This window comes from Arthrobacter gyeryongensis, from assembly GCF_039543785.1.
Taxonomy (GTDB): domain Bacteria; phylum Actinomycetota; class Actinomycetes; order Actinomycetales; family Micrococcaceae; genus Arthrobacter; species Arthrobacter gyeryongensis.
Map to the genome: position 1 here is coordinate 184,609 of NZ_BAABKK010000015.1, position 18,644 is coordinate 203,252.

Consider the following 18,644-nt stretch of genomic DNA (forward strand, 5'->3'; position numbering starts at 1 on the left):
CTTCCATGCAATACCGCAAACTCGGCAACAGTGGCATGTACGTGAGCGCGATTGCGCTCGGCAATTGGGCGACCCATGGCGAAACCGTGGACCAGGATGTCGCTACTGCCTGCGTGCGCAAGGCCTTGGACCTGGGCATCACGACTTTCGACACGGCCGACGCCTATGCCAACACCAAGGCTGAAACCATGCTCGGCGAGGCCCTGAAGGGCGTGCGCCGCGAGGGTATCGAGATCATGACCAAGGCGTTCTTCCCCACCGGTACGGGAAAGAACGATCGGGGCTTGTCCCGGAAGCACGTCATGGAGTCCATCAACGGTTCGCTGCGCCGGCTCCAGACCGACTACGTGGACGTCTACCAGGCGCACCGTTATGACTACGAGACCCCGCTGACCGAAACCATGGGCGCCTTCGCGGACATCGTCCACGCCGGAAAGGCCCATTACATCGGCATCTCCGAGTGGACCGTGGAGGAAATCCGGGCCGGGGCAGCGCTGGCCACCGAGCTGGGCATCCAGTTGGTGTCCAGCCAGCCTCAATACAACATGCTGTGGCGGGTCATCGAGGCAGAGGTGGTTCCCGCCTGCGAAGAACTCGGGATCACCCAGGTTTGCTGGTCCCCTCTTGCCCAAGGCGTACTGACGGGAAAGTACGACGGCGGCCGATCCGTTCCGTCCGCATCGCGCTTCACTTCCGAGGACGGCGCGCTGAAGACAGAGCACAAGTTCATGCAGCCGCAGGTACTTGAACGGGTGGAGAAACTCAAGCCGATAGCCGAAGACATCGGCGTGCCGCTGGCCACCCTGGCCGTCGCCTGGGTTCTGGCCAACCCCAACGTTTCCGCCGCAATCGTGGGCGCCAGCCGGCCCGAACAACTCGACGACACCGTCAAAGCCGCCGACCTGGTCCTGGACCCGGAGACTCTCGACCGAATCGACGGCGCGCTGGGCGACGTCATTGAGCGGGACCCCGCCAAAGTCGAATCCTTCCCGGAACGCGTCTAAGGCAACGCCGCGCGTCCCAACGTGATCCTGGAACCGTCGTGAGCTAGGGGAGTGGCCCGAGGTCGATCGTATGGTCGGTGTGATCGCGCTTGGCAGTCAGGTACCGGGCATTCGCGGGGGAGAGGTGGACAGCGGTGGGCACGCGCTCGGCCACGGTGATGCCGTTTGCCTTGAGCTGGATGGCCTTGTCCGGGTTGTTGCTCAGCAACCGGATCCGATCCACCCCGACAGCGAGCAGCATCTGGGCCGCGGCACGGTAGTCCCGCTCGTCTTCGCCGTGGCCGAGAGCGAGGTTGGCGGCGTAGGTGTCCAGACCGCGGTCCTGGAGGGAGTAGGCGTCAAGCTTCTCGTAGAGCCCGATGCCCCTTCCTTCCTGCCTTAGGTACAGCAGGAAGCCACCCTCGCAGGTGATCCGCTCGGCCGCTTCGCGGAGCTGAGGCCCGCAGTCACACCGCTGCGAGCCGAGGACGTCCCCGGTGAGGCATTCGCTGTGAGGGCGCACCAAGGGGGCGATAGACCCGGCCTTGGCGCCGGCGAGGGCGCCTTGCCAATCACCGAGCCCCAGTAACAGATGCTCCTTCCGGTCCGCGAGGCCTCGGAAAGTGAATGCATCGGCCGTCGACCGGAAGCCGTCGGCGAATCTGAGCGGGATCTGCACCCGGGTGCGGACCATGGCCAGAGGAGTCATGGCACGCCCCCGTCCGCCGGGTCCAGAATAAGCTGAGTCGGGGGACAATGTCCCGGCGCCGTCCGTCGTGGATCTCGGCCCTGCTATGGTGAGTCGTTCCTCGGGCATCGGGCCCTCCTTCTCTGATTCGAAACGCGCGGCCCTGATAGTCGAAACTCCCCGAATCTCTAAAATAACGTAACACGATTTTGGAAAATCCGCGCTGTCGATGCGAGGGAACAATCAGGCCGCGGTGGCTCCCCACAGCCCTGATGACGCGCCATTTGTGGCGAGGGAAGCTCGGTCGTCGAAAAGGGCAGAGCAGAGGGCACGCGGTCCGCGTCGGTCAAGGAATCGCTCGCTGTTCTGGCCGGCCCCTCACGGCCACCCTTTCTGCCGCCCTTCAGTTGCGGCGGTCCTGCGGCCGAGACCAGGGCGTCACCGGGCGGGGCTGCAGGACGCCGTCGACGGTCAGGTCAACCCTTTCATTGAAGAAGCTCACCAGACCGTGGATCTGCGCGGCGTCGCGGAAACGCCTGTCGTAGCTCCAGGCGATGTTCCTGCCGTCCTCGGTGCCGGGGTACGTCCAGTAGCGGGCTTCCCCTTTGTACGGGCATACGGTCCTCTTGGGGCTCTCCTCCATGAGGTCCAGCCGCACATCCCCGGGCGGGATGTAGTAGCGGACGGGAAGCAACGTCTCGTACAGGAGTTGCGCGCCGTTCGTGGTAGCGAGCGTGACCCCGTCGAGGGAGACCTCCACGGCCAAGGACGAGGCCCGGATGTCCACTCGGTGGAAGGGATCGCGGGGGTGGCCGATGATCTCCTCGTCGTCTTCCCGCCACTGAAAGGCGGCGAAATCCAGCACGACATACCCGGCCAAGTCAGGGTCGTCCGGGCGGAACGCTGACCCGGGCGCCGTGCTCGTCCGTGTCACGATGTCGAGCTGTTCGCCGGCGGTGGTGTGCCGGCCGAACCCCGTGCGCGGATCCAGCGACGGAAGAGAGTCCGCGGACAGCCTGACGGCGAGTTCCGGGACGTCGGCTGCAGGGCCGCCCGGCGGCGTCAGCTCTGCCAGCAGTTCTGCCTCCGGTACCGCATAAACCGGGGTAATGCGCTTCGGTTCCCAGACCAGCCACGCGTGCAGGGTGTCGACGACGGTGCTGCCCCCCAGGCTCGCGCGGATCCGCTTGGCGGTGGGTTCGTAGCGCAGCTCCGGAAACGTCCCGAGGATCACTCCGGATAGTTTGGTGGCCATGCTCCAAGCGTGGGCGCGCGGCCGTGCGGCGTCAATGGCTTCGTGAGCTGACGAGAGATGGTTGGCCGAGGGGCCATCCCGAGGTGCATCAGCTCATGGGTGAGCGCGCAGCGGCGCTCGATCTGGTCCAGGCCCTGTTCGGCCAGATGATATCGACGCCGTTGGTGCGCCCGGCGCCCGGTCAGGCATCATAAACCAGGAAACACGGACATGGGCAAAGGCCCTAAGGAACCCCCAATGATGAAACATGCCCGGACAGCGGACCAACATCAAATTCATCTTCTGCGGGCGAGGGACGAGAATTGTTGCGCCCATTGATGGAGGCAGACGACTGTTCCCCAGTTGCGCGGCCTGTTATTCGGCCGTCATCCATACACGTTATGCCTTCCAGCGGCCGGAATAGTTGAAGTTTCATGGAAGCGAGTATTGCGCAAGGACTGAAACGCTGTTGCGGGTTTTGGCGGTCGCGACATCCTACAGAGGTCCTGTCATCCTCTTGACGTCAGGAGTAATCTGGACGGAATTCAGCAAAAGTCAGACAGGAAGGCGGTACCCCGAGCGTGAGCCTAAAGGACGAGTGGGACCGGCTCGATTCCGAGACCCGGACATGGCTTCTGGAAAATCCGGCGTGTCTGGTCCTGCCCCCGGCTATGTCGGCCAAGGTCGGCAAGGACGCGCAAGAGGATATTGCGTGCGACCCGCACGGGCAGGTTGTACTATCCCGCGAAGACCACGATTTTCTCCGGGAGAAAGCCGAGGCCGCCGGAACAATCCGCGTTCCCGCGGGAGAATACCGATTCTTCGACACGGCAGCTTTGCCAGTTGTCAGGAAAGCGCCGCCTGAAGCGCGCCACAACGCCACTGGTTGAGGATCACTAGCGCCACCGCTTAGCGCATAACCACGTATGGGAGCGAACGGACCACGAGGGTCAATACCCCGGTTTGGCTTCAACGGGCAGAAACCAGACCTCCTATTGATAGGCCAATAGCTGGCCTATTAATCTGGAGAAAGTAAGCACGCTGATCATAGTGATCCAGTGAAGAGCGGGAGAAAGCCATGGACTCCATCCATGCCTCTGAGCCAAAGCGGCGCATACCCGTTGCCGGAGGCTGGGGAAAGCATTCCTCTAGCCAGGATCCGCCCGTTTCAAGGACGGACCAGCCGTCGCCTCTCCGTCGGTTCCTCGGTCTGCTTGGACCGGGCCTAGTGACCGGATCGGCCGATGATGACCCGTCAGGCATTGCGACCTACGCCCAAGCGGGCGCCACCTTCTCCAACGGCATGCTCTGGACCGCACCGGTGACGTTGCCGATGATGATGGCAGTCCAGGAAATCTGCGACCGCACTGCCCTCGCCACCGGTGACAGCCTGGGCAGGCTGGCCCGCCGCAAATTCTCCAGAAAAGCTCGAGGCCGGCCCGGGTCATCTCTGGAGTGCCGTCGCCGGCATCGGCATCGGAATTGGGGAGGGTGCCGCGGCGTGGAACACCTGCGCTTCCGTCGACGACGCGGATGACGCCGCGCAGCGACTGCTGTCGGTCGGCGCCACGGTGCTGTCGGCGCCTGCCGATGCGTGCGACGGCGGCCGCAGTGTGCCGCTGGCAGATCGGGAGGGCGCCGAGTTCACTGCCAGCCAGTTCACGCCGCCGTCAGGCTAAACCGCGAGGTCGAGAATCAGGGGCCGATGTCGTACATCTCGTAGTCGTCGGTGGTGATGGTGCCGTTGGCTTGGATGTTCAGGCCCCAACTGATCCCCGAGGCACCGGCCGGTAGGGGAGGCGTGGTCCAAGTGGCCTGGGTCCACTTCGCCGCGGCGACGAGGAGGGGGCTTGCGGTCCAGTACTTCCAATACCCGTTACCGACGCGGTAATAGAGCTCGAACTGCGTTGGCGCGGTGGATTTGAACCAGGCCTTCAGCTGATATCGATGTCCGGTTGTGCCGGTCGGTGAGCAGCCGCCCAGGTCCAGGGCGGGCAGGAGTTTCGCGTCCCCTGACGAGCGGCCGGTCAGCGTTAGCTGTTCGGCGTTCGTGCCGGAGTGGCCGGGGGAGACAACAGCGAAGGCGGGGGTGTTGGTGCCGTACCCGCCGGCGGCCCAGCACAGCGGAATCGTGTTGACCAAGGTTTCCAGGCTGGGGTTTTGAATCATGTTCGTCCCCGGAGGGGGTGGCGGAGGTACGGCAGGGCCGTGGACAGCGGGCTGCTGGGTGCCGCCGATGACCTGGTCCACGGTCTTCACCGCGACGGTACCGGCGGTCTTTTGCTGTGCCAGCCAGGTGGCGAACTGGTTGAACAGGGTGGGGGTGATTGTCAGCGTGGGGTCCGTGCCGACGGCGATGTGGTGGAAGGTCAGTTGGACCCACCCGCCACCGGTTGTTTGGGCGTGGGTCACCTGGTTCTGCAGATTCGCCAGTGTCCAGGTGCTGTCTACCTCGCTCGGTGCTGCAGTGACAAAAGCATTGGCGGGCGGGATGGTGTCTGCCGCGGGAAGCGTCGCCGAGGCAGGGTCCTTGCTGGCCGTGTCACCCAGGCCGCGGGCACTGTTGTAACCGCACTGTTTCACCAGGGCCTCGGTGGCCGGGTCTTCGGAAGCGAAGGGGTAGGCGAAGCTCGTGACTTTGAAGCCCATGTTCATCAGCGCCACCCGGCCGTTACAGATCTGCCGTGTCGACTCAGCCGGGGTCACGGACACAAGGTCCGGGTGGGTGACGGTGTGGCCGCCGATCTCATTGCCGTCGGCGGCGATTTGTTGCAGGTTAGCGGTGGTCAGGTAGGTGGGCTGGCCGATCCACCCGGTGGTGATGAAAAACGTGCCGACCAGGCCCAGTCTCTTTATCGTGGCTTCCGCGGTCAATTGGTCCGCGTTGCCGTCATCGAAGGTCAGCGACACCACCGTGTTTGCCGCTGCCTGCGCCGGTGCGGCGAACCCCACCCCGGCCAGCAGGCCGGCAACAATCAGCGCCGTGCTGCCAAAAGCGGTCCAGCGTTTGCGAAAGTGCCCAGCGAGCCGAGTTCCTGAGACGTCAGGCCCTGCACGGCCCTCGAGCCGCGATACGATTGCCCCCAGTTGCTCATCCGTGGTCCTCATGGTCAACTCCTCCCCAGCCTGGGTACTGCACCAGAAACCGAGTGATCGTTCGTTGATTTCCAAGAAGGTGCCGCTCGAAAAGGGAGTCCGATCTGGGTTCCGGGGAGGCGGCACCCGGTTGTGATTAGTTCACACACGCGTACTTTAGAGGCTACGACTAACAGGTAGCCGCAAAAACGAGTGGTCATCACTCGTTCCTTTTGACGCTCCGTTAGGTAGACGTTCTTATGTAGTTAGTTAGTTGGCGTTGGATCGTCTCCCACGAACGTTCCGGGGGGCATCCAGGCGCCAAACACGGGCCCGGGATCCGGCCGCTTTGCGTGCCGCCCGTCGTCGGAGATTCGTTGTTTGAGACGTTGCAGGACCCATGGGAACAAGTGCTCGCGTGCCCACACAATGTCATCGGTCCTAGCCTCGCGCCAGCTGCGCCCGGGTAGGTCTTTCGGTGTCATCGGTTCCAAGGTATGGGCGACGTTGAGGGTATCCAGCACCATGATTGCGATGGTGTGCTGTCCCAAAGGGGAGAAGTGCAGCCGGTCCGGATCCCACATTCGTGGGTGGGTGAGTTGACGCAGAGCCCAGAGATCGGCGATTACCGCATCGTGGCGTGCCGCGATGGTGCGCAGGTTCTCGTTGAAGATGGCCACCCTGGCGCGGGTGTGTCCCAGCACTGGCGTAGCGCCCCAGTCCGGTCCGGCGAACAGCACAACCGTTGCGCCGGCAGCGGCGAGGCGTTGCACGCCGGCGTCCATCCGGACGGCGAGTTTGTCGGGATCGCTTCTGCGGAAGATCAGGTCATTGCCCCCGGCATTGAGAGTGATCAGATCCGGCTGCAGGGCAAGTGCAGGGCCGACCTGCTCATCCAGGATCTGATGGAGCAACCGTCCGCGGACCGCCAGATTCGCGTAAGCGAAATCGTCGTGTCCGGTGCTCAGTTCCTCCGCGACCCGGTCCGCCCAGCCTCGCAAGCCCCCAGGGCTGCGAGGCTCCGGATCTCCTACCCCTTCGGTAAACGAATCACCCAAGGCCACATAACGGCTCCACGGGTGCAGGCGGGCGCCGGAAACAACGGGGCCACCCTGCGCCGGACTATCGGCGCTGGGAGCGTTCATCCCTCCATACTGCTCCTACCAGGCCGAACGCGCCACGGCGGCCACTCTTCTTCGCTCGCCGGATGCGCATCCTAGAGTTGTCCTGTGAGCTTCGAATTGCCCTCGCTGATCGATCCTGAACTGTGTTCACTCGTCGATGAATCCCGCGCTTTCTACGCCCGGCGACCGGCTGGCCGTGGTCCGGGCAGTCGGGAAGAGCTGCTCGCATTCCGAGCGAGGCCGGCGGCACCGGCGGAGTGCGATCCACGGCCAATCGCAGAACTGGCAAGCGCACATGGCCGAAGTGTTCCGGTGCGGATCCACGTGCCGGCCAGCGCCCCGGCGGCGGGCGTATTCCTGGAAATCCACGGCGGCGGCTTCTACATGGGCTCGGCCGCCGGGAGCGACGTTCGCAACAGGTGGCTCGCGGATGCGCTGGGTATTGCAGCGAGTCGTCTAACCCTTTAGGACAACAAGACACGTGAGGGGCCCTCTAGCCCGAAAAAAAGAAACCCCTGACGCGCGGAAGCGCAGTCAGGGGTTTCTTCCGAATGTGAGCGCTACTCGGAGCCCTGGCCGTCGTGCGAGTTGTCCCCGCCGCCGGTGAACATCAAGCCCTTGGGCTGGATGGAGGCGAGTTCCTTGATCGGGGCGAGAGCGCCCGTTCCCAAGTCCAGGTTTGCCAGGTAGGCGGGTCCGGCGTCGGGCACCACCGTGGAGACGGCTTCGCCGGCCTTGAACGGGCCAGTGATGGAGAAGACCTTGTTGTCCTTCGGATCCGTGACCAGGAGGGTCTGGTTGGAGTGGGCCGCGAACACGGTGTCATCCAAGGGCTGGGCAACCGAAAGCACCTGGAGAGCTTGCTTGCTGCTCCCCGGGTTGGAAGCGAAGATCAACTGCTGGTCCGCCTGCGCATCAAGCATGAAGGAGTTCTTGAACCGCGGAGCGGCCGCCGGAACCTGTGTGTTGGAGTCCGGGTCGGTGAGGCCGAGCGTGGTCGCCTTTCCAGCCTGGGGGCCATTGGCAGCGGTAGCCGTAGCGCTGTCGCCGAAAAGAGGCGTCAGTTTGGCGGTGGCGCCTTCCAATGCGACGGAATAGGCGGCGGGACCCGAAGTATCAGCCGGTGCTGAGGCACTGACGAGGATCTTGCCGTTCACGACGGATACGGCATCGGTTCCCCCACCGTGGGTGAGGCCCGAATATGTGTAGGTGGTCAGCGGCTTCGCCTGCTCAGGGCTGAGGGTCGAGAAGCTCGAGTTGCCGTCCTCGTTGGCGGTGAGGAGGAGACGATGGTGTTCCGGATCGGCCGTAAGCCCGTCAACCTTGCCAGTGACTTGCCAGGACTTGCCGGGCTTTCCGTCGAGGCTGAACTGCTGAATGGTGCTGGCTGTGGTGCCGTTTGCAGAGGCCTCGCCCAAGGGGCCTACGCCATTCTGGAACGAGACGTACACGGAGTCGTCCATCAGCGTGATGTCATCAGGTGCTGACTCGTTGCCGACCTGGGAGAAGGTCTTCACGGTGAATCCGGCCGGGGCGTGTGCTTCGCCCGCGTCAGCGGCGGATGCCGGCAGGGCAACGGAGGCGAGAGTGGAGGCGGCGACTGCGGCGCCCACCAAAACCATCGAGGTCTGCTTGAGCTTGTTGGGTGTAACAGGCATTGAAAATCGTCCTTAGATTGGGGAAAACGATGTCCCTGCCAAGCTATGGAGGCGGGCTGGGAGGGAACCGTGCAAAGGGCAAACACCGGGAGACCCCGAGGTTAACGGCAACCGTTCCCGCTCCGGACGATGACGCTACGCAAGACAGCAGTCCGCCAAGAGATCGGTGCGCCTGCTTGCTTGTGTGGAGGACTGTCATTGCTGTAAGTTACTCACCAGTAACTTACGCGAAGGAGTGCCATGTCCAAGGCAGCAATCGACCTCGAGAATCTCCCGTACGCCGACGGCGACTTCTATGGCTTTGAGCAATTGCTCACGGGCAAGGAGCAGGACCGGCTGGCTGAGATCCGGAGCTTCCTTTCCCGTGAGGTCAAGCCGATTGCCGTCGATTGCTGGAACCGCGGGGAATTCCCCATGGACCTGATTCCCAAACTGGCTGAGATTGACCTCGTCAGTCCGGTCCGGCGCCAAGGCTATTCCAACCTTTTCGCTGGCCTTGTCCACGCAGAGGCAACCCGCGCCGATGCCTCAATTGCCACATTCATGGGCGTTCACGACGGCTTGTTCACTGGCTCCATCGAGGCGCTGGCATCTCAAGAGCAACAGGACGCCTGGCTGCCGGACATTTACTCCCTCAGGAAGATCGGTGCCTTTGGACTGACCGAGCCACTGGGCGGCTCGGACGTCGCAGGCGGCACCCGGACTACCGCGCGCCGCGACGGCGGCAACTGGATCCTCAACGGGGCCAAGCGCTGGATCGGCAACGCCACTTTCTCGGACTGGGTTGTGGTCTTCGCCCGCGACCTTGGCGACAATCAGGTCAAGGGTTTCCTGGTGGACACGAGCCTCCCCGGATTCAAGGCCAGCAAGATCGAGAACAAGATCTCGCTGCGGACAGTTCAGAACGCCGATATCACCCTTGAAAACGTGGTGGTCCCGGACTTCTTCAAACTGGCCAATGCCAACAGCTTCAGGGACACCAACAAGGTCCTCAAAGTCACGCGGCTTTCGGTCGCGTGGCAGGCTGTGGGCCAGCAGCTTGCGGCATTCGACGTCGCCCGCCGCTATGCGGTTGAACGGATGCAGTTCGGGAGGCCCCTGGCATCGTTCCAATTGGTGCAGCAACAACTCGTGCAGATCCTGGGCAATACGGTCAGCTCCATGGGCATGATGGTCCGGCTTGCGCAGCTTGAGGATGCCGGTGTGGCCAAGGATGAGCAATCCGCGCTGGCGAAAGCCTTCACCACGGCCCGCATGCGCGAAAGCGTTGCCCTGGGCCGGGGCATCCTGGGCGGCAACGGCATTGTCACGGACTATGAGATGGCCAAGATCTTCGCCGACGCCGAGGCGATCTACTCCTACGAGGGCACCCACGAAATCAACACCCTTGTCACGGGCCGGGCGATCACGGGGATTTCCGCCATCGTCTAGAGGCAGCACATCATCTAGGGGCAGCAACACGGAAGGCCGGAGATCCGTGACGAAGGCAAGCGGGTTGACGTAGTCCTCCCCATGCCGCACTCCCCAGTGGAGGCACGGTGATCCCGCGCAGTGGCCGGTTTCCACTACCCCGATCGTTTGGCCCTTGTTCACCGTGGCCCCCTCTGCGAGTTCGCTGTCCACGGGCTCAAAGCTGCTCCGTAGCCCACCCCCGTGGTCGATGGTGATCACTGGACGGTCCACCACGACGCCCACGAATCTCACGGTGCCGTCGGCGGGCGTGGCGACTGTGGCGCCGTCGTCCGCTGCTCGTAAATCCACGCCGCGGTGCCCGCTCAACCACGGCTTGTCCGGAGGGTCGAAGCCGCGCAAAACCGCGGGCTTGGGGGAGAGCGGCCACGCCCAGCCCGGGCGGGTTCCGGACGGGCTGGTAGCGCCCGGCGGCGCGGATGCAGCGGCAGGCGCCGCGCCCAAGGCAGCGAGCAAAAGTACGTAGGCCGGAAGATGTGCAGCTCTCATGGAACAAGCCTTCGCCGGCGCCGGAGTCTCCGGAAGCCGCCAGTTCGGCTATGTGGAAAACGGTGCGGGAAACCTGCCGAAGGATGGAGGCTGAATCCGGGGCTTTTGCGGTCATAAGGCTGGAGGCGCTGTAGTACACTTGGTGGAGCAGTTTGCTGTGCCCTCAAGCTTGTTCAGAAGCGCTTCTCATTCAGTTGCGCGGGGGTCCCAGGCTGACTACGCGTATCCAACCCTCCAATTGCGAATCCTCGCGGATTCAGTGCTGCGGAGGATTGTGCCTCTTGCGGTCCGGCGAGTCATTGGCCGGATGAGAAGTGCAATGGATGCCAGGAGCCAAGGCCCGTTCGGGTCCGGCTAATTAACCGTCAACTATTGGCAGGGTAAGAGCGGCCCGTGTGGCTCTCTCATGAATGACCTGCCGGAAGGAGCGTCGGCATGCCCGTCGTAACTATGCGCCAGCTGCTTGACAGCGGCGTCCACTTTGGACACCAGACCCGTCGTTGGAACCCGAAGATGAAGCGATTCATCTTCACGGAGCGCAACGGCATCTACATCATTGACCTTCAGCAGTCGCTGTCCTACATCGACCGCGCTTTCGAGTTCGTCAAGGCTACTGTCGCCCACGGCGGCACCGTCCTGTTCGTCGGCACCAAGAAGCAGGCTCAGGAAGCAATTTCCGAGCAGGCTACCCGTGTTGGCCAGCCGTACGTCAACCAGCGTTGGTTGGGCGGTATGCTCACCAACTTCCAGACCGTTGCCAAGCGCATCCAGCGTATGAAGGAACTCGAAGAGATCAACTTCGAGGACGTCGCAGGCTCGGGTTACACCAAGAAGGAGCTCCTGCTCCTCAAGCGTGAACTCACCAAGCTGGAAACCAACCTCGGTGGCATCCGCAACCTGACCAAGGCTCCTTCCGTTCTGTGGGTTGTTGACACGAAGAAGGAACACCTGGCTGTTGACGAAGCCAAGAAGCTGAACATCCCGGTTGTTGCCATCCTGGACACCAACTGCGACCCCGACGAAGTTGACTTCCCGATCCCGGGTAACGACGACGCCATCCGCTCCGTAAACCTGCTGACCCGCGTGGTTGCCGACGCCGTTGCTGAGGGCCTCATCGCCCGTAACCAGCGCGCAACCGGTGCTGCAGAGGCTCCGGAAGAGCCGCTGGCTGAGTGGGAGCGCGAGCTCCTCGAAGGCAGCAAGGCCGAAGCTGCTGAAGCTCCGGCTGCTGAGGCTCCGGCAGCCGAGGCTGTCGAAGCCCCGGCTGCGGAAGCTGTCGAAGCCCCGGCCGCCGAGGCCACCGAAGCTGCTGCTGGCGAAGCCGAAGCAGACAAGTAAATCCGGACCTTTCCCGCACCAATTTCCGCGCGGGGAGCTACTGACAGGATGGCGGCCCATCAGGTGGGCTGCCGTCCTGTCAGTCCGTAAACACATAAATTTCTAGACAGAGGGGTTCACATGGCGAACTACACTGCTGCTGACATCAAGGCCCTGCGCGAGCGCACCGGCGCCGGCATGATGGACGTCAAGAAGGCTCTTGACGAGGCCAACGGCGACGCCGAGAAGGCCATCGAGATCATCCGCATCAAGGGCCTCAAGGGCGCTACCAAGCGTGAAGGCCGCTCCACCGCTGAAGGCCTGGTTGCAGCCAAGGTCACCGGCGGCGTTGGCGTAATGATCGAGGTCAACTGCGAGACCGACTTCGTCGCCAAGGCTGACAAGTTCATCCAGCTGGCCGACAAGGTCCTGGCCGTCGCCGTCGAGTCCGGCGCTGCCGACCTCGAGACCCTGCTGGCCATCGACGTGGACGGCAAGCCCCTTTCCGAGGTTGTCGTCGAAGAAGGCGCCGTTCTCGGCGAAAAGGTTGTTGTCCGCCGCATTGCCCGCATTGAAGGCGGCACGGTTGACGCTTACCTGCACAAGACCTCCAAGGACCTCCCGGCCCAGGTCGGCGTCCTGTTCGCCGTTGAGGGCGAGGGCGACGCCGCTGCTACCGCAGCCCACGACGTTGCCGTCCACGTTGCAGCAATGGCCCCGAACTACCTGAGCCGCGAAGACGTCCCGGCCGAACTGGTCGAGTCCGAGCGCCGCATCGCCGAAGAGACCGCCAAGGCCGAAGGCAAGCCGGAAGCCGCTCTCACCAAGATCGTCGAAGGCCGCGTGACGGGCTTCTACAAGGGTGAAGTTCTCCTGGACCAGGCATTCGCCAAGGACTCCAAGAAGACTGTTGCACAGGTCCTCGAAGAGGCCGGCGTCAAGGCAACTGCCGTTGCCCGTTTCCGCGTCGGAAACTAGTTAGACATACAAAAGGGGTGGTCACTTCGGTGGCCGCCCCTTTTGCATGCAACGACAGGCCCGCACCTAGTGCATCCACAGCCGGCAGCTTTCTGCCCGGCCCCCAGCAAGATAATCTAGCCAGAGTCCACAAACGGGAAGGCACCATGGAAACCGAGAACACTGCAATCCATCCGGAGAAGACCCGTCGTCGTGTACTGCTGAAGCTGTCCGGCGAGGTCATCGGCGGCGGGAAGCTTGGTGTGGACCCGGAAACCGTCCGCGCCATCGCCAAGCAAATCGCCGCTGCTGTTTCCGAGGTCGAGGTGGCAATTGTCGTCGGCGGCGGTAACTTCTTCCGCGGCGCCGAACTGTCACAGAGCGGCATGGACCGTTCCCGCGCCGACTACATGGGAATGCTCGGCACTGTCATGAACTGCCTGGCGCTGCAGGATTTCCTGGAGCAGGCCGGCGTCGAGACCCGCGTTCAGAGCGCCATCACCATGGGACAGGTAGCCGAGGCCTACATTCCGCGCCGTGCCATCCGCCACATGGAGAAGGGCCGCGTCGTCATCTTCGGTGCGGGCGCAGGTCTTCCGTACTTCTCCACTGACACCGTGGCGGCCCAGCGTGCACTCGAAGTGCATGCCGACGTCGTCCTCATGGCGAAGAGCGGTGTGGACGGCGTGTACACGGCGGATCCCAAGAAGGATCCCACGGCCGAGAAGCTCGAAAAGCTCAGCTACGACGAGGCCCTGCGCCGTGACATCCGCGTCATGGACCAGACCGCCATGACCATGTGCAAGGACAACAATCTGTCCATGGTTGTCTTTGGCATGGAAGGCGAAGGGAACGTCACCCGGGCCATTCTCGGCGAAAAGCTGGGCACCCTGGTCACCCCCTAGCAAGGGCTAGGATATTTCTAGGACTCTTCCGCCCGCAGGGGCGGAAATTTATTGTGCATTGCGGCCCGTGGACCGGGGCGCGACTATTTCTGAGGAGAAACCGTGATCGAAGAAACCTTGCTCGAAGCCGGGGAAAAGATGGACAAGGCGGTCGAGGTAGCCAAGGAGGATTTCGCGTCGATCCGTACCGGTCGTGCGAACCCCGGACTCTACAACAAGGTGATCGTGGAATACTACGGCACCCCCACACCTCTGCAGCAGCTGGCTTCCTTCGCTATTCCGGACGCCAGGACCATCCTGATCACGCCCTTTGACAAGACCTCAATGCGCGACATCGAAAGGGCCTTGAGCGACTCCGAGGTCGGCGCCAATCCGTCCAACGACGGCAACGTCATCCGGATCACCATCCCGGAGCTCACCCAGGAACGCCGCAAGGAATACGTCAAGATCGTCAAGGGCAAGGGTGAGGACGCAAAGGTTTCCATCCGAAGCATCCGGCGCAAGGCCAAGGACGCCCTGGACAAGCTCGTCAAGGACGGCGAAGCCGGCGAAGACGAGGGTGCCCGTGGCGAAAAGGAACTCGACGCAATCACCAAGGCACACGTCGACGGTATCGACGAGCTCCTCAAGCGCAAGGAAGCCGAGCTGCTCGAGGTCTGATGAGCGAGGCTGAGCCGGCGCCCGCGCAGGGAATTCCCACACGCGCCAGACGCCAACGAGGCAACCCAACGCCCAAGGCCGGCCGGAATCTTCCGGCCGCCATCGGCGTCGGGCTCGCCATGCTCTTTGCCGTTCTTGGCGGGCTGCTGTTCCTGCCGCTCGGGTTCGTTCTCCTGACCACCGCGTTTGCGGTCCTCGGCGTGTGGGAAATTTTTCGTGCGCTCGAAGCCCAGGGCACCAGGATGCCGATCATCCCCGTGCTGACCGGTACCGTGGCGATGCCGCTGGCGGCTTACTTCGGTGGCACCGAAAGCCTGCTCTTCGCGATGGTGCTGAGCAGCACGGCCGTCCTGCTCTGGCGTTCGCTTGAAAGCGCTGCCGGAGCTCCGCGCAGCGTCTTCTCCGGAATCTTCACGCTTGCCTGGGTGCCTTTCCTGATCAGCTTTGCCATCCTGCCTCTCCATACAGGCGGGGGAGCGACGACGGCGGGTCCTTGGCCCGCCGGGCAGGTTCCGGCGGGTGCCTGGCAGATTGCGGTGATGTTGCTGCTGGTTGTGTCCAACGATACTTTCGGGTACCTCGTCGGGGCGCTGTTCGGCAAGCATCCGATGGCTCCCAAGATCAGCCCCAAAAAGACCTGGGAAGGGTTCGCTGGCTCGGTGGCAGGTGCCATGGTCATCGGGATCCTCGCCAGCATCTTCGTCCTGGGCAGGCCCTGGTGGGTCGGCGTGGTGCTTGCCGTAGGCATGGTGGCCGCGGCTACGGCCGGTGACCTGGCGGAGTCCATGGTCAAACGGGAACTTGGCGTCAAAGACATGAGCAGCATTCTGCCCGGACACGGCGGGGTCATGGACCGCCTCGACTCGATCGTCTTCGCGGCTCCGGCAGCATATATTCTTTTCGCGCTGTTGAGCGGCGCCTGACAACCACCCAGAAGGAAAGCAGTGGCAGTGGACATTCGTCGCCAGATCCCCGCAGCATTTGAGCGCGTGGCGCACAGCAGGTACGGCTACAACGCAAAGCAAGTGGACCAGTTTTTCCAGCGCGCCCGGTTGTCGTTTGAAAACAGGGCCGAGGCATCGGAGAAAATCGGCAGCAGCGATGTCCGCGCGGTTTCGTTTGATCCCGTCAAGGGCGGCTACGACGCCACCGCTGTGGACGCCGCATTGGACCGCCTCGAAGATGCCTTCGCACGGCGTGAACGCGACGAGCTGATAGCTGCCGAGGGCGAGGAAGCCTGGTTGCTGAAAATCGGCAAACTCTCCGGAGTGTTGCGCGGCCGTTTGCACCGGCCCGATGGCGAACGTTTCCGCCGGCCGGACAAGAAGCGTGCGCGCAGCTACAACATCGCCGAGGTCGATGCCTTGTGCGTCTCCCTGATCGGTTACCTGGAGAACGACAAACCGCTGAGCGTCGACAACGTCCGCCGAGCCGCCTTCTCCGAGGCCCGCGGGCGCGACGGCTACGAAGAGGCGCAGGTTGATGCTTTCCTCGACCGGGTCGTCGAGCTCATGGCGGCGATCGACTAGCGGAGCTGGCGCTCCGTGGCCACCGGTCGTTCCGGGACATGAAGCCTGGTCATGAGCCGGGTCACGGTCCCGGGGATCCGGTGTTTCGTGGCCCGCGAGACGAGCACCATCACGGCAAACGCGGCCGGCACCGTCCACGCCGCGGGCTGGGCAATCCATGCGGGAGCGGCGGAACCCATGATCGTGCTCGATACGAGCGCACCCCCGCACAGGACGGCTCCCGTCAGCATGCCGGCAATCGCGCCTGCGTCGCTCAGGCCCCGCCACCAAATGCCCAGGACCAGGACCGGACAAATGGTGGACGCCGTGAAAGCGAACACCAGCCCTACACTGCCGGCCAGGGCCATCGAATCCGTGGTGAACGCAAAAGCCAGGGGGACAGCGACCGCCAGGAGGGTGGCCACCCGGAATCCGTGGACGCTCCCGCCAAGAAGGTCCTGGCTGATAACGCCGGCCAGCGAAACCACCAATCCCGACGTCGTTGAGAGGAATGCGGCAAATGCGCCGGCAACCACCAACGCCGACAGCAGATCGCCGGGCACGCCACCCAGCAGCTTTCCAGGCAGCAGCAGGACCATGGCGTCGGGCCGTCCGTCGCGTGCAAGCTCAGGTGCGAAGACCCGCCCGAGCAGGCCGGACGCCGTCGGGAACAAATAGAAGACCGACAACAGGCCCAGCACAATAAGGGTGGTCCGGCGGGCCGATTGGCCGTCCGGGTTGGTGTAGAAGCGCACAAGGACGTGGGGGAGTCCCAGCGTTCCGAAAAGCAGTGCCACCAGGAGCGAGACAGTTTGGTAGAGCCCGGCTGCGGGCAGGCCGGTGGGATTGCTGGATGCCTCCGCCAGGACCGGTGAGCCGCCGCCTGCCTGGTTCAGCAGCAGGAACACGACAGGAACGGCCAACGCCGTTAACTTGAGCCAGTACTGGAAAGCCTGGACGAAGGTGATGGAACGCATGCCACCGGCCACTACCGTCACGCAGACCACGGCGACGACGGCGATGGAGCCCACCCAGGAAGGCAATCCCGTGCTGATCCGGATCGTGAGCCCGGCGCCTTGAAGCTGCGGCACGATGTAGAGCCATCCGACAGCCACGACGATAAGGCTCGTCACGCGCCGGACGGCTTTCGACTCGAGCCTGGCCTCCGTGAAATCCGGAATCGTGTAGGCGCCCGATCGGCGCAAGGGGGCGGCCACGAACAGGAGCAGCATCAGGTAGCCGGCCGTGTAGCCCACGGGAAACCACAAAGCGTCCGTTCCGGTCAGCAGGATCAGTCCTGCGACGCCCAGGAAACTCGCGGCCGACAGGTATTCGCCGCCGATCGCCGAGGCATTCCACCATGGCCGGACAGTGCGGGATGCCACGTAAAAGTCGCCCGTGGTGCGCGAAATGCGCAGGCCGTAGAAGCCGATCGCCGCCGTCGCGAGCGCCACACCCAGAAAAGCGGCGAGCCCGACGGCGGGATTCACTTCTCCTCCACAAGATCGCGATAGCGGGCTTCGTTCCTTGCCGCGGAGCGGTTGTACAGCCAGGCGCTCAGGCCGATTACCGGATAAAGCGCCGCTCCAAGAATGATCCAATTGACCGGGATGCCCAGAATCCGCATTTGCGCGAGCTGGGGGACCAGCGCCACCATGGAGCCGTAGGCGGCCAGGACCAGCAGGAATCCCGAAGCCACCACCACAGCCAGGCGCAACTGCGAACGGATGAGTGACCGGACGAAGACCTGCCCGACGTCCGAGTCCTCGGCCGCCTCGCGCGAATGGTATGGACGCTTGGGGGCTATCCGGGCAGCTGACTGGGGGGCCGTGACCCTGACGCGCGTCATCCTTGTGGCCGGATCCGGGTGGCCTCGAGTTTGTCCCGCACGGCTGGAAGGTGCCTGCGGCTGATCGGCAGTTCGGCTCCGGCCACGGTGACACTTGGCCGTGCCGCGGCGAGTTTCATGTGCCCCACGTGGTTGAGGGACATCAGATAGGAGCGGTGGATGCGGATGAATCCGGCTTCCGCCCACTGCTGTTCGAGGTCGCTCAGGGGTACCCGGATCAGGTAGCTCGCCTCTGCGGTGTGCAGCCGGGCGTAGTCTCCCTGGGCCTGGACGTAGCTGACGTCGTCCCTCCGGATCATGCGGGTGGTTCCGCCTTGGTCGACGGTGATCATCTCGGGCACCTTGCTGCCGTCCTTGATGAGCTCGCTGATGCGGCTGATGGACCTCGCCAGGCGCTCGGCACGCACGGGTTTGAGCAGATAGTCGACGGCGGCCAGTTCGAACGCCTCGAGCGCACAGTCCTCGTCGGCGGTGACGAAGACGACGGCGGGAGGGCGGGGGCTGCGCGAGATGGCGCGGGCGATGTCCAAGCCGGAAAGCGCGGGCATGTGGATGTCCAGGAAGACGGCGTCCACGGATTCCGATTCGAGGGCGCTGAGGGCTTCGGCGCCTGAGACTGCGCGGTGGATGGCACCGATGCGCTCGTCCCGACCCAGCAGGTAGGCGAGCTCTTCAACGGCGGGGAGCTCGTCGTCGGCGACGAGTACGTTGATCATGGTTATAGATT

The 18,644-nt window shown here is 63.6% G+C and carries 20 protein-coding genes and 1 pseudogene; 12 read left to right on the forward strand and 9 right to left on the reverse strand.

Annotated elements, in window-relative coordinates; genetic code table 11:
• The first annotated feature begins 5 nt into the window (after positions 1 to 5).
• Positions 6 to 1,004, forward strand: a complete 999-nt coding sequence (locus ABEA18_RS12585) for an aldo/keto reductase family protein (RefSeq protein WP_345449744.1) — start codon at positions 6 to 8, stop codon at positions 1,002 to 1,004.
• A 43-nt stretch (positions 1,005 to 1,047) separates the two neighbouring features.
• On the opposite strand, the gene ABEA18_RS12590 is transcribed toward ABEA18_RS12585, so the two are convergent.
• The gene (locus tag ABEA18_RS12590) at positions 1,048 to 1,692 is read right to left on the reverse strand and encodes a GTP cyclohydrolase II (protein WP_345449745.1); all 645 of its coding nucleotides are present in this window, start codon (positions 1,690 to 1,692) and stop codon (positions 1,048 to 1,050) included.
• 382 nt (positions 1,693 to 2,074) lie between these two features.
• On the reverse strand, positions 2,075 to 2,926 hold the full coding sequence (locus tag ABEA18_RS12595) for a DUF427 domain-containing protein (RefSeq protein ID WP_345449746.1): 852 nt from the start codon (positions 2,924 to 2,926) through the stop codon (positions 2,075 to 2,077).
• Positions 2,927 to 3,486: 560 nt separating this feature from the next.
• On the opposite strand from ABEA18_RS12595, the gene ABEA18_RS12600 reads away from it, so the two are divergent.
• Together ABEA18_RS12600 and ABEA18_RS24660 are read left to right on the forward strand one after the other, a co-directional pair.
• Complete coding sequence (locus ABEA18_RS12600; RefSeq protein WP_345449747.1) at positions 3,487 to 3,795, forward strand: hypothetical protein; 309 nt, start codon at positions 3,487 to 3,489, stop codon at positions 3,793 to 3,795.
• A 431-nt stretch (positions 3,796 to 4,226) separates the two neighbouring features.
• The gene (locus ABEA18_RS24660) at positions 4,227 to 4,442 is read left to right on the forward strand and encodes a hypothetical protein (RefSeq protein WP_425550526.1); all 216 of its coding nucleotides are present in this window, start codon (positions 4,227 to 4,229) and stop codon (positions 4,440 to 4,442) included.
• 158 nt (positions 4,443 to 4,600) lie between these two features.
• On the opposite strand, the gene ABEA18_RS12610 is transcribed toward ABEA18_RS24660, so the two are convergent.
• Both ABEA18_RS12610 and ABEA18_RS12615 read right to left on the reverse strand, forming a co-directional pair.
• A complete protein-coding gene (locus ABEA18_RS12610) occupies positions 4,601 to 6,013 on the reverse strand; it encodes a polysaccharide deacetylase family protein (protein WP_345449749.1) in 1,413 nt (470 codons plus the stop codon).
• A gap of 233 nt (positions 6,014 to 6,246) precedes the next feature.
• Complete coding sequence (locus ABEA18_RS12615; RefSeq protein ID WP_345449750.1) at positions 6,247 to 7,125, reverse strand: SGNH/GDSL hydrolase family protein; 879 nt, start codon at positions 7,123 to 7,125, stop codon at positions 6,247 to 6,249.
• Between the two features lie 84 nt (positions 7,126 to 7,209).
• Here ABEA18_RS12615 and ABEA18_RS12620 point away from each other — a divergent pair, with 84 nt between their 5' ends.
• Positions 7,210 to 7,572 carry an alpha/beta hydrolase family protein gene (locus ABEA18_RS12620; protein WP_345449751.1) on the forward strand — a complete coding sequence of 121 codons (363 nt, stop codon included), beginning with the start codon at positions 7,210 to 7,212 and terminating at the stop codon, positions 7,570 to 7,572.
• Between the two features lie 92 nt (positions 7,573 to 7,664).
• On the opposite strand, the gene ABEA18_RS12625 is transcribed toward ABEA18_RS12620, so the two are convergent.
• The gene (locus ABEA18_RS12625; RefSeq protein WP_345449752.1) at positions 7,665 to 8,762 is read right to left on the reverse strand and encodes a hypothetical protein; all 1,098 of its coding nucleotides are present in this window, start codon (positions 8,760 to 8,762) and stop codon (positions 7,665 to 7,667) included.
• A 240-nt stretch (positions 8,763 to 9,002) separates the two neighbouring features.
• Here ABEA18_RS12625 and ABEA18_RS12630 point away from each other — a divergent pair, with 240 nt between their 5' ends.
• Entirely contained in the window at positions 9,003 to 10,193 is a 1,191-nt protein-coding gene (locus tag ABEA18_RS12630) for an acyl-CoA dehydrogenase family protein (RefSeq protein WP_345449753.1), read from the forward strand.
• A gap of 120 nt (positions 10,194 to 10,313) precedes the next feature.
• Here ABEA18_RS12630 and ABEA18_RS24665 read toward each other — a convergent pair.
• A pseudogene (locus ABEA18_RS24665) lies at positions 10,314 to 10,523 on the reverse strand (peptidoglycan DD-metalloendopeptidase family protein); the annotation flags it as partial.
• Here ABEA18_RS24665 and ABEA18_RS24670 point away from each other — a divergent pair.
• The 7 genes from ABEA18_RS24670 (at position 10,423) to ABEA18_RS12665 (ending at position 16,089) form a co-directional block, all read left to right on the forward strand.
• Complete coding sequence (locus tag ABEA18_RS24670) at positions 10,423 to 10,698, forward strand: hypothetical protein (protein ID WP_425550520.1); 276 nt, start codon at positions 10,423 to 10,425, stop codon at positions 10,696 to 10,698. The pseudogene ABEA18_RS24665 and the gene ABEA18_RS24670 overlap by 101 nt on opposite strands.
• 458 nt (positions 10,699 to 11,156) lie before the next feature.
• The gene (rpsB, locus tag ABEA18_RS12640; RefSeq protein WP_236816580.1) at positions 11,157 to 12,059 is read left to right on the forward strand and encodes a 30S ribosomal protein S2; all 903 of its coding nucleotides are present in this window, start codon (positions 11,157 to 11,159) and stop codon (positions 12,057 to 12,059) included.
• A gap of 120 nt (positions 12,060 to 12,179) precedes the next feature.
• Positions 12,180 to 13,016 carry a translation elongation factor Ts gene (tsf, locus tag ABEA18_RS12645; RefSeq protein WP_234753056.1) on the forward strand — a complete coding sequence of 279 codons (837 nt, stop codon included), beginning with the start codon at positions 12,180 to 12,182 and terminating at the stop codon, positions 13,014 to 13,016.
• 146 nt (positions 13,017 to 13,162) lie between these two features.
• Positions 13,163 to 13,900 carry a UMP kinase gene (gene pyrH, locus ABEA18_RS12650; protein ID WP_059387847.1) on the forward strand — a complete coding sequence of 246 codons (738 nt, stop codon included), beginning with the start codon at positions 13,163 to 13,165 and terminating at the stop codon, positions 13,898 to 13,900.
• A 102-nt stretch (positions 13,901 to 14,002) separates the two neighbouring features.
• On the forward strand, positions 14,003 to 14,560 hold the full coding sequence (gene frr, locus ABEA18_RS12655) for a ribosome recycling factor (RefSeq protein WP_078105729.1): 558 nt from the start codon (positions 14,003 to 14,005) through the stop codon (positions 14,558 to 14,560).
• Positions 14,560 to 15,483, forward strand: coding sequence for a phosphatidate cytidylyltransferase (locus ABEA18_RS12660; protein ID WP_345449754.1), 924 nt, complete (start codon positions 14,560 to 14,562; stop codon positions 15,481 to 15,483). The genes frr and ABEA18_RS12660 overlap by 1 nt, the downstream gene beginning before the upstream one ends.
• Before the next feature lie 21 nt (positions 15,484 to 15,504).
• Positions 15,505 to 16,089: a DivIVA domain-containing protein gene (locus tag ABEA18_RS12665; RefSeq protein WP_345449755.1), complete on the forward strand. Its 585-nt coding sequence runs from the start codon at positions 15,505 to 15,507 to the stop codon at positions 16,087 to 16,089.
• Here ABEA18_RS12665 and ABEA18_RS12670 read toward each other — a convergent pair.
• From ABEA18_RS12670 to ABEA18_RS12680, 3 genes are read right to left on the reverse strand one after another with little or no spacing between them, the layout of a single operon-like run.
• Complete coding sequence (locus ABEA18_RS12670; RefSeq protein WP_345449756.1) at positions 16,086 to 17,558, reverse strand: sodium/solute symporter; 1,473 nt, start codon at positions 17,556 to 17,558, stop codon at positions 16,086 to 16,088. The two genes, ABEA18_RS12665 and ABEA18_RS12670, sit on opposite strands and share 4 nt — an antisense overlap.
• Positions 17,555 to 17,917, reverse strand: a complete 363-nt coding sequence (locus ABEA18_RS12675; protein ID WP_234753064.1) for a DUF485 domain-containing protein — start codon at positions 17,915 to 17,917, stop codon at positions 17,555 to 17,557. Before ABEA18_RS12675 ends, ABEA18_RS12670 begins: the two co-directional genes overlap by 4 nt.
• Positions 17,914 to 18,633 carry a LytR/AlgR family response regulator transcription factor gene (locus ABEA18_RS12680; RefSeq protein WP_345449757.1) on the reverse strand — a complete coding sequence of 240 codons (720 nt, stop codon included), beginning with the start codon at positions 18,631 to 18,633 and terminating at the stop codon, positions 17,914 to 17,916. Before ABEA18_RS12680 ends, ABEA18_RS12675 begins: the two co-directional genes overlap by 4 nt.
• Positions 18,634 to 18,644 lie beyond the last annotated feature (11 nt).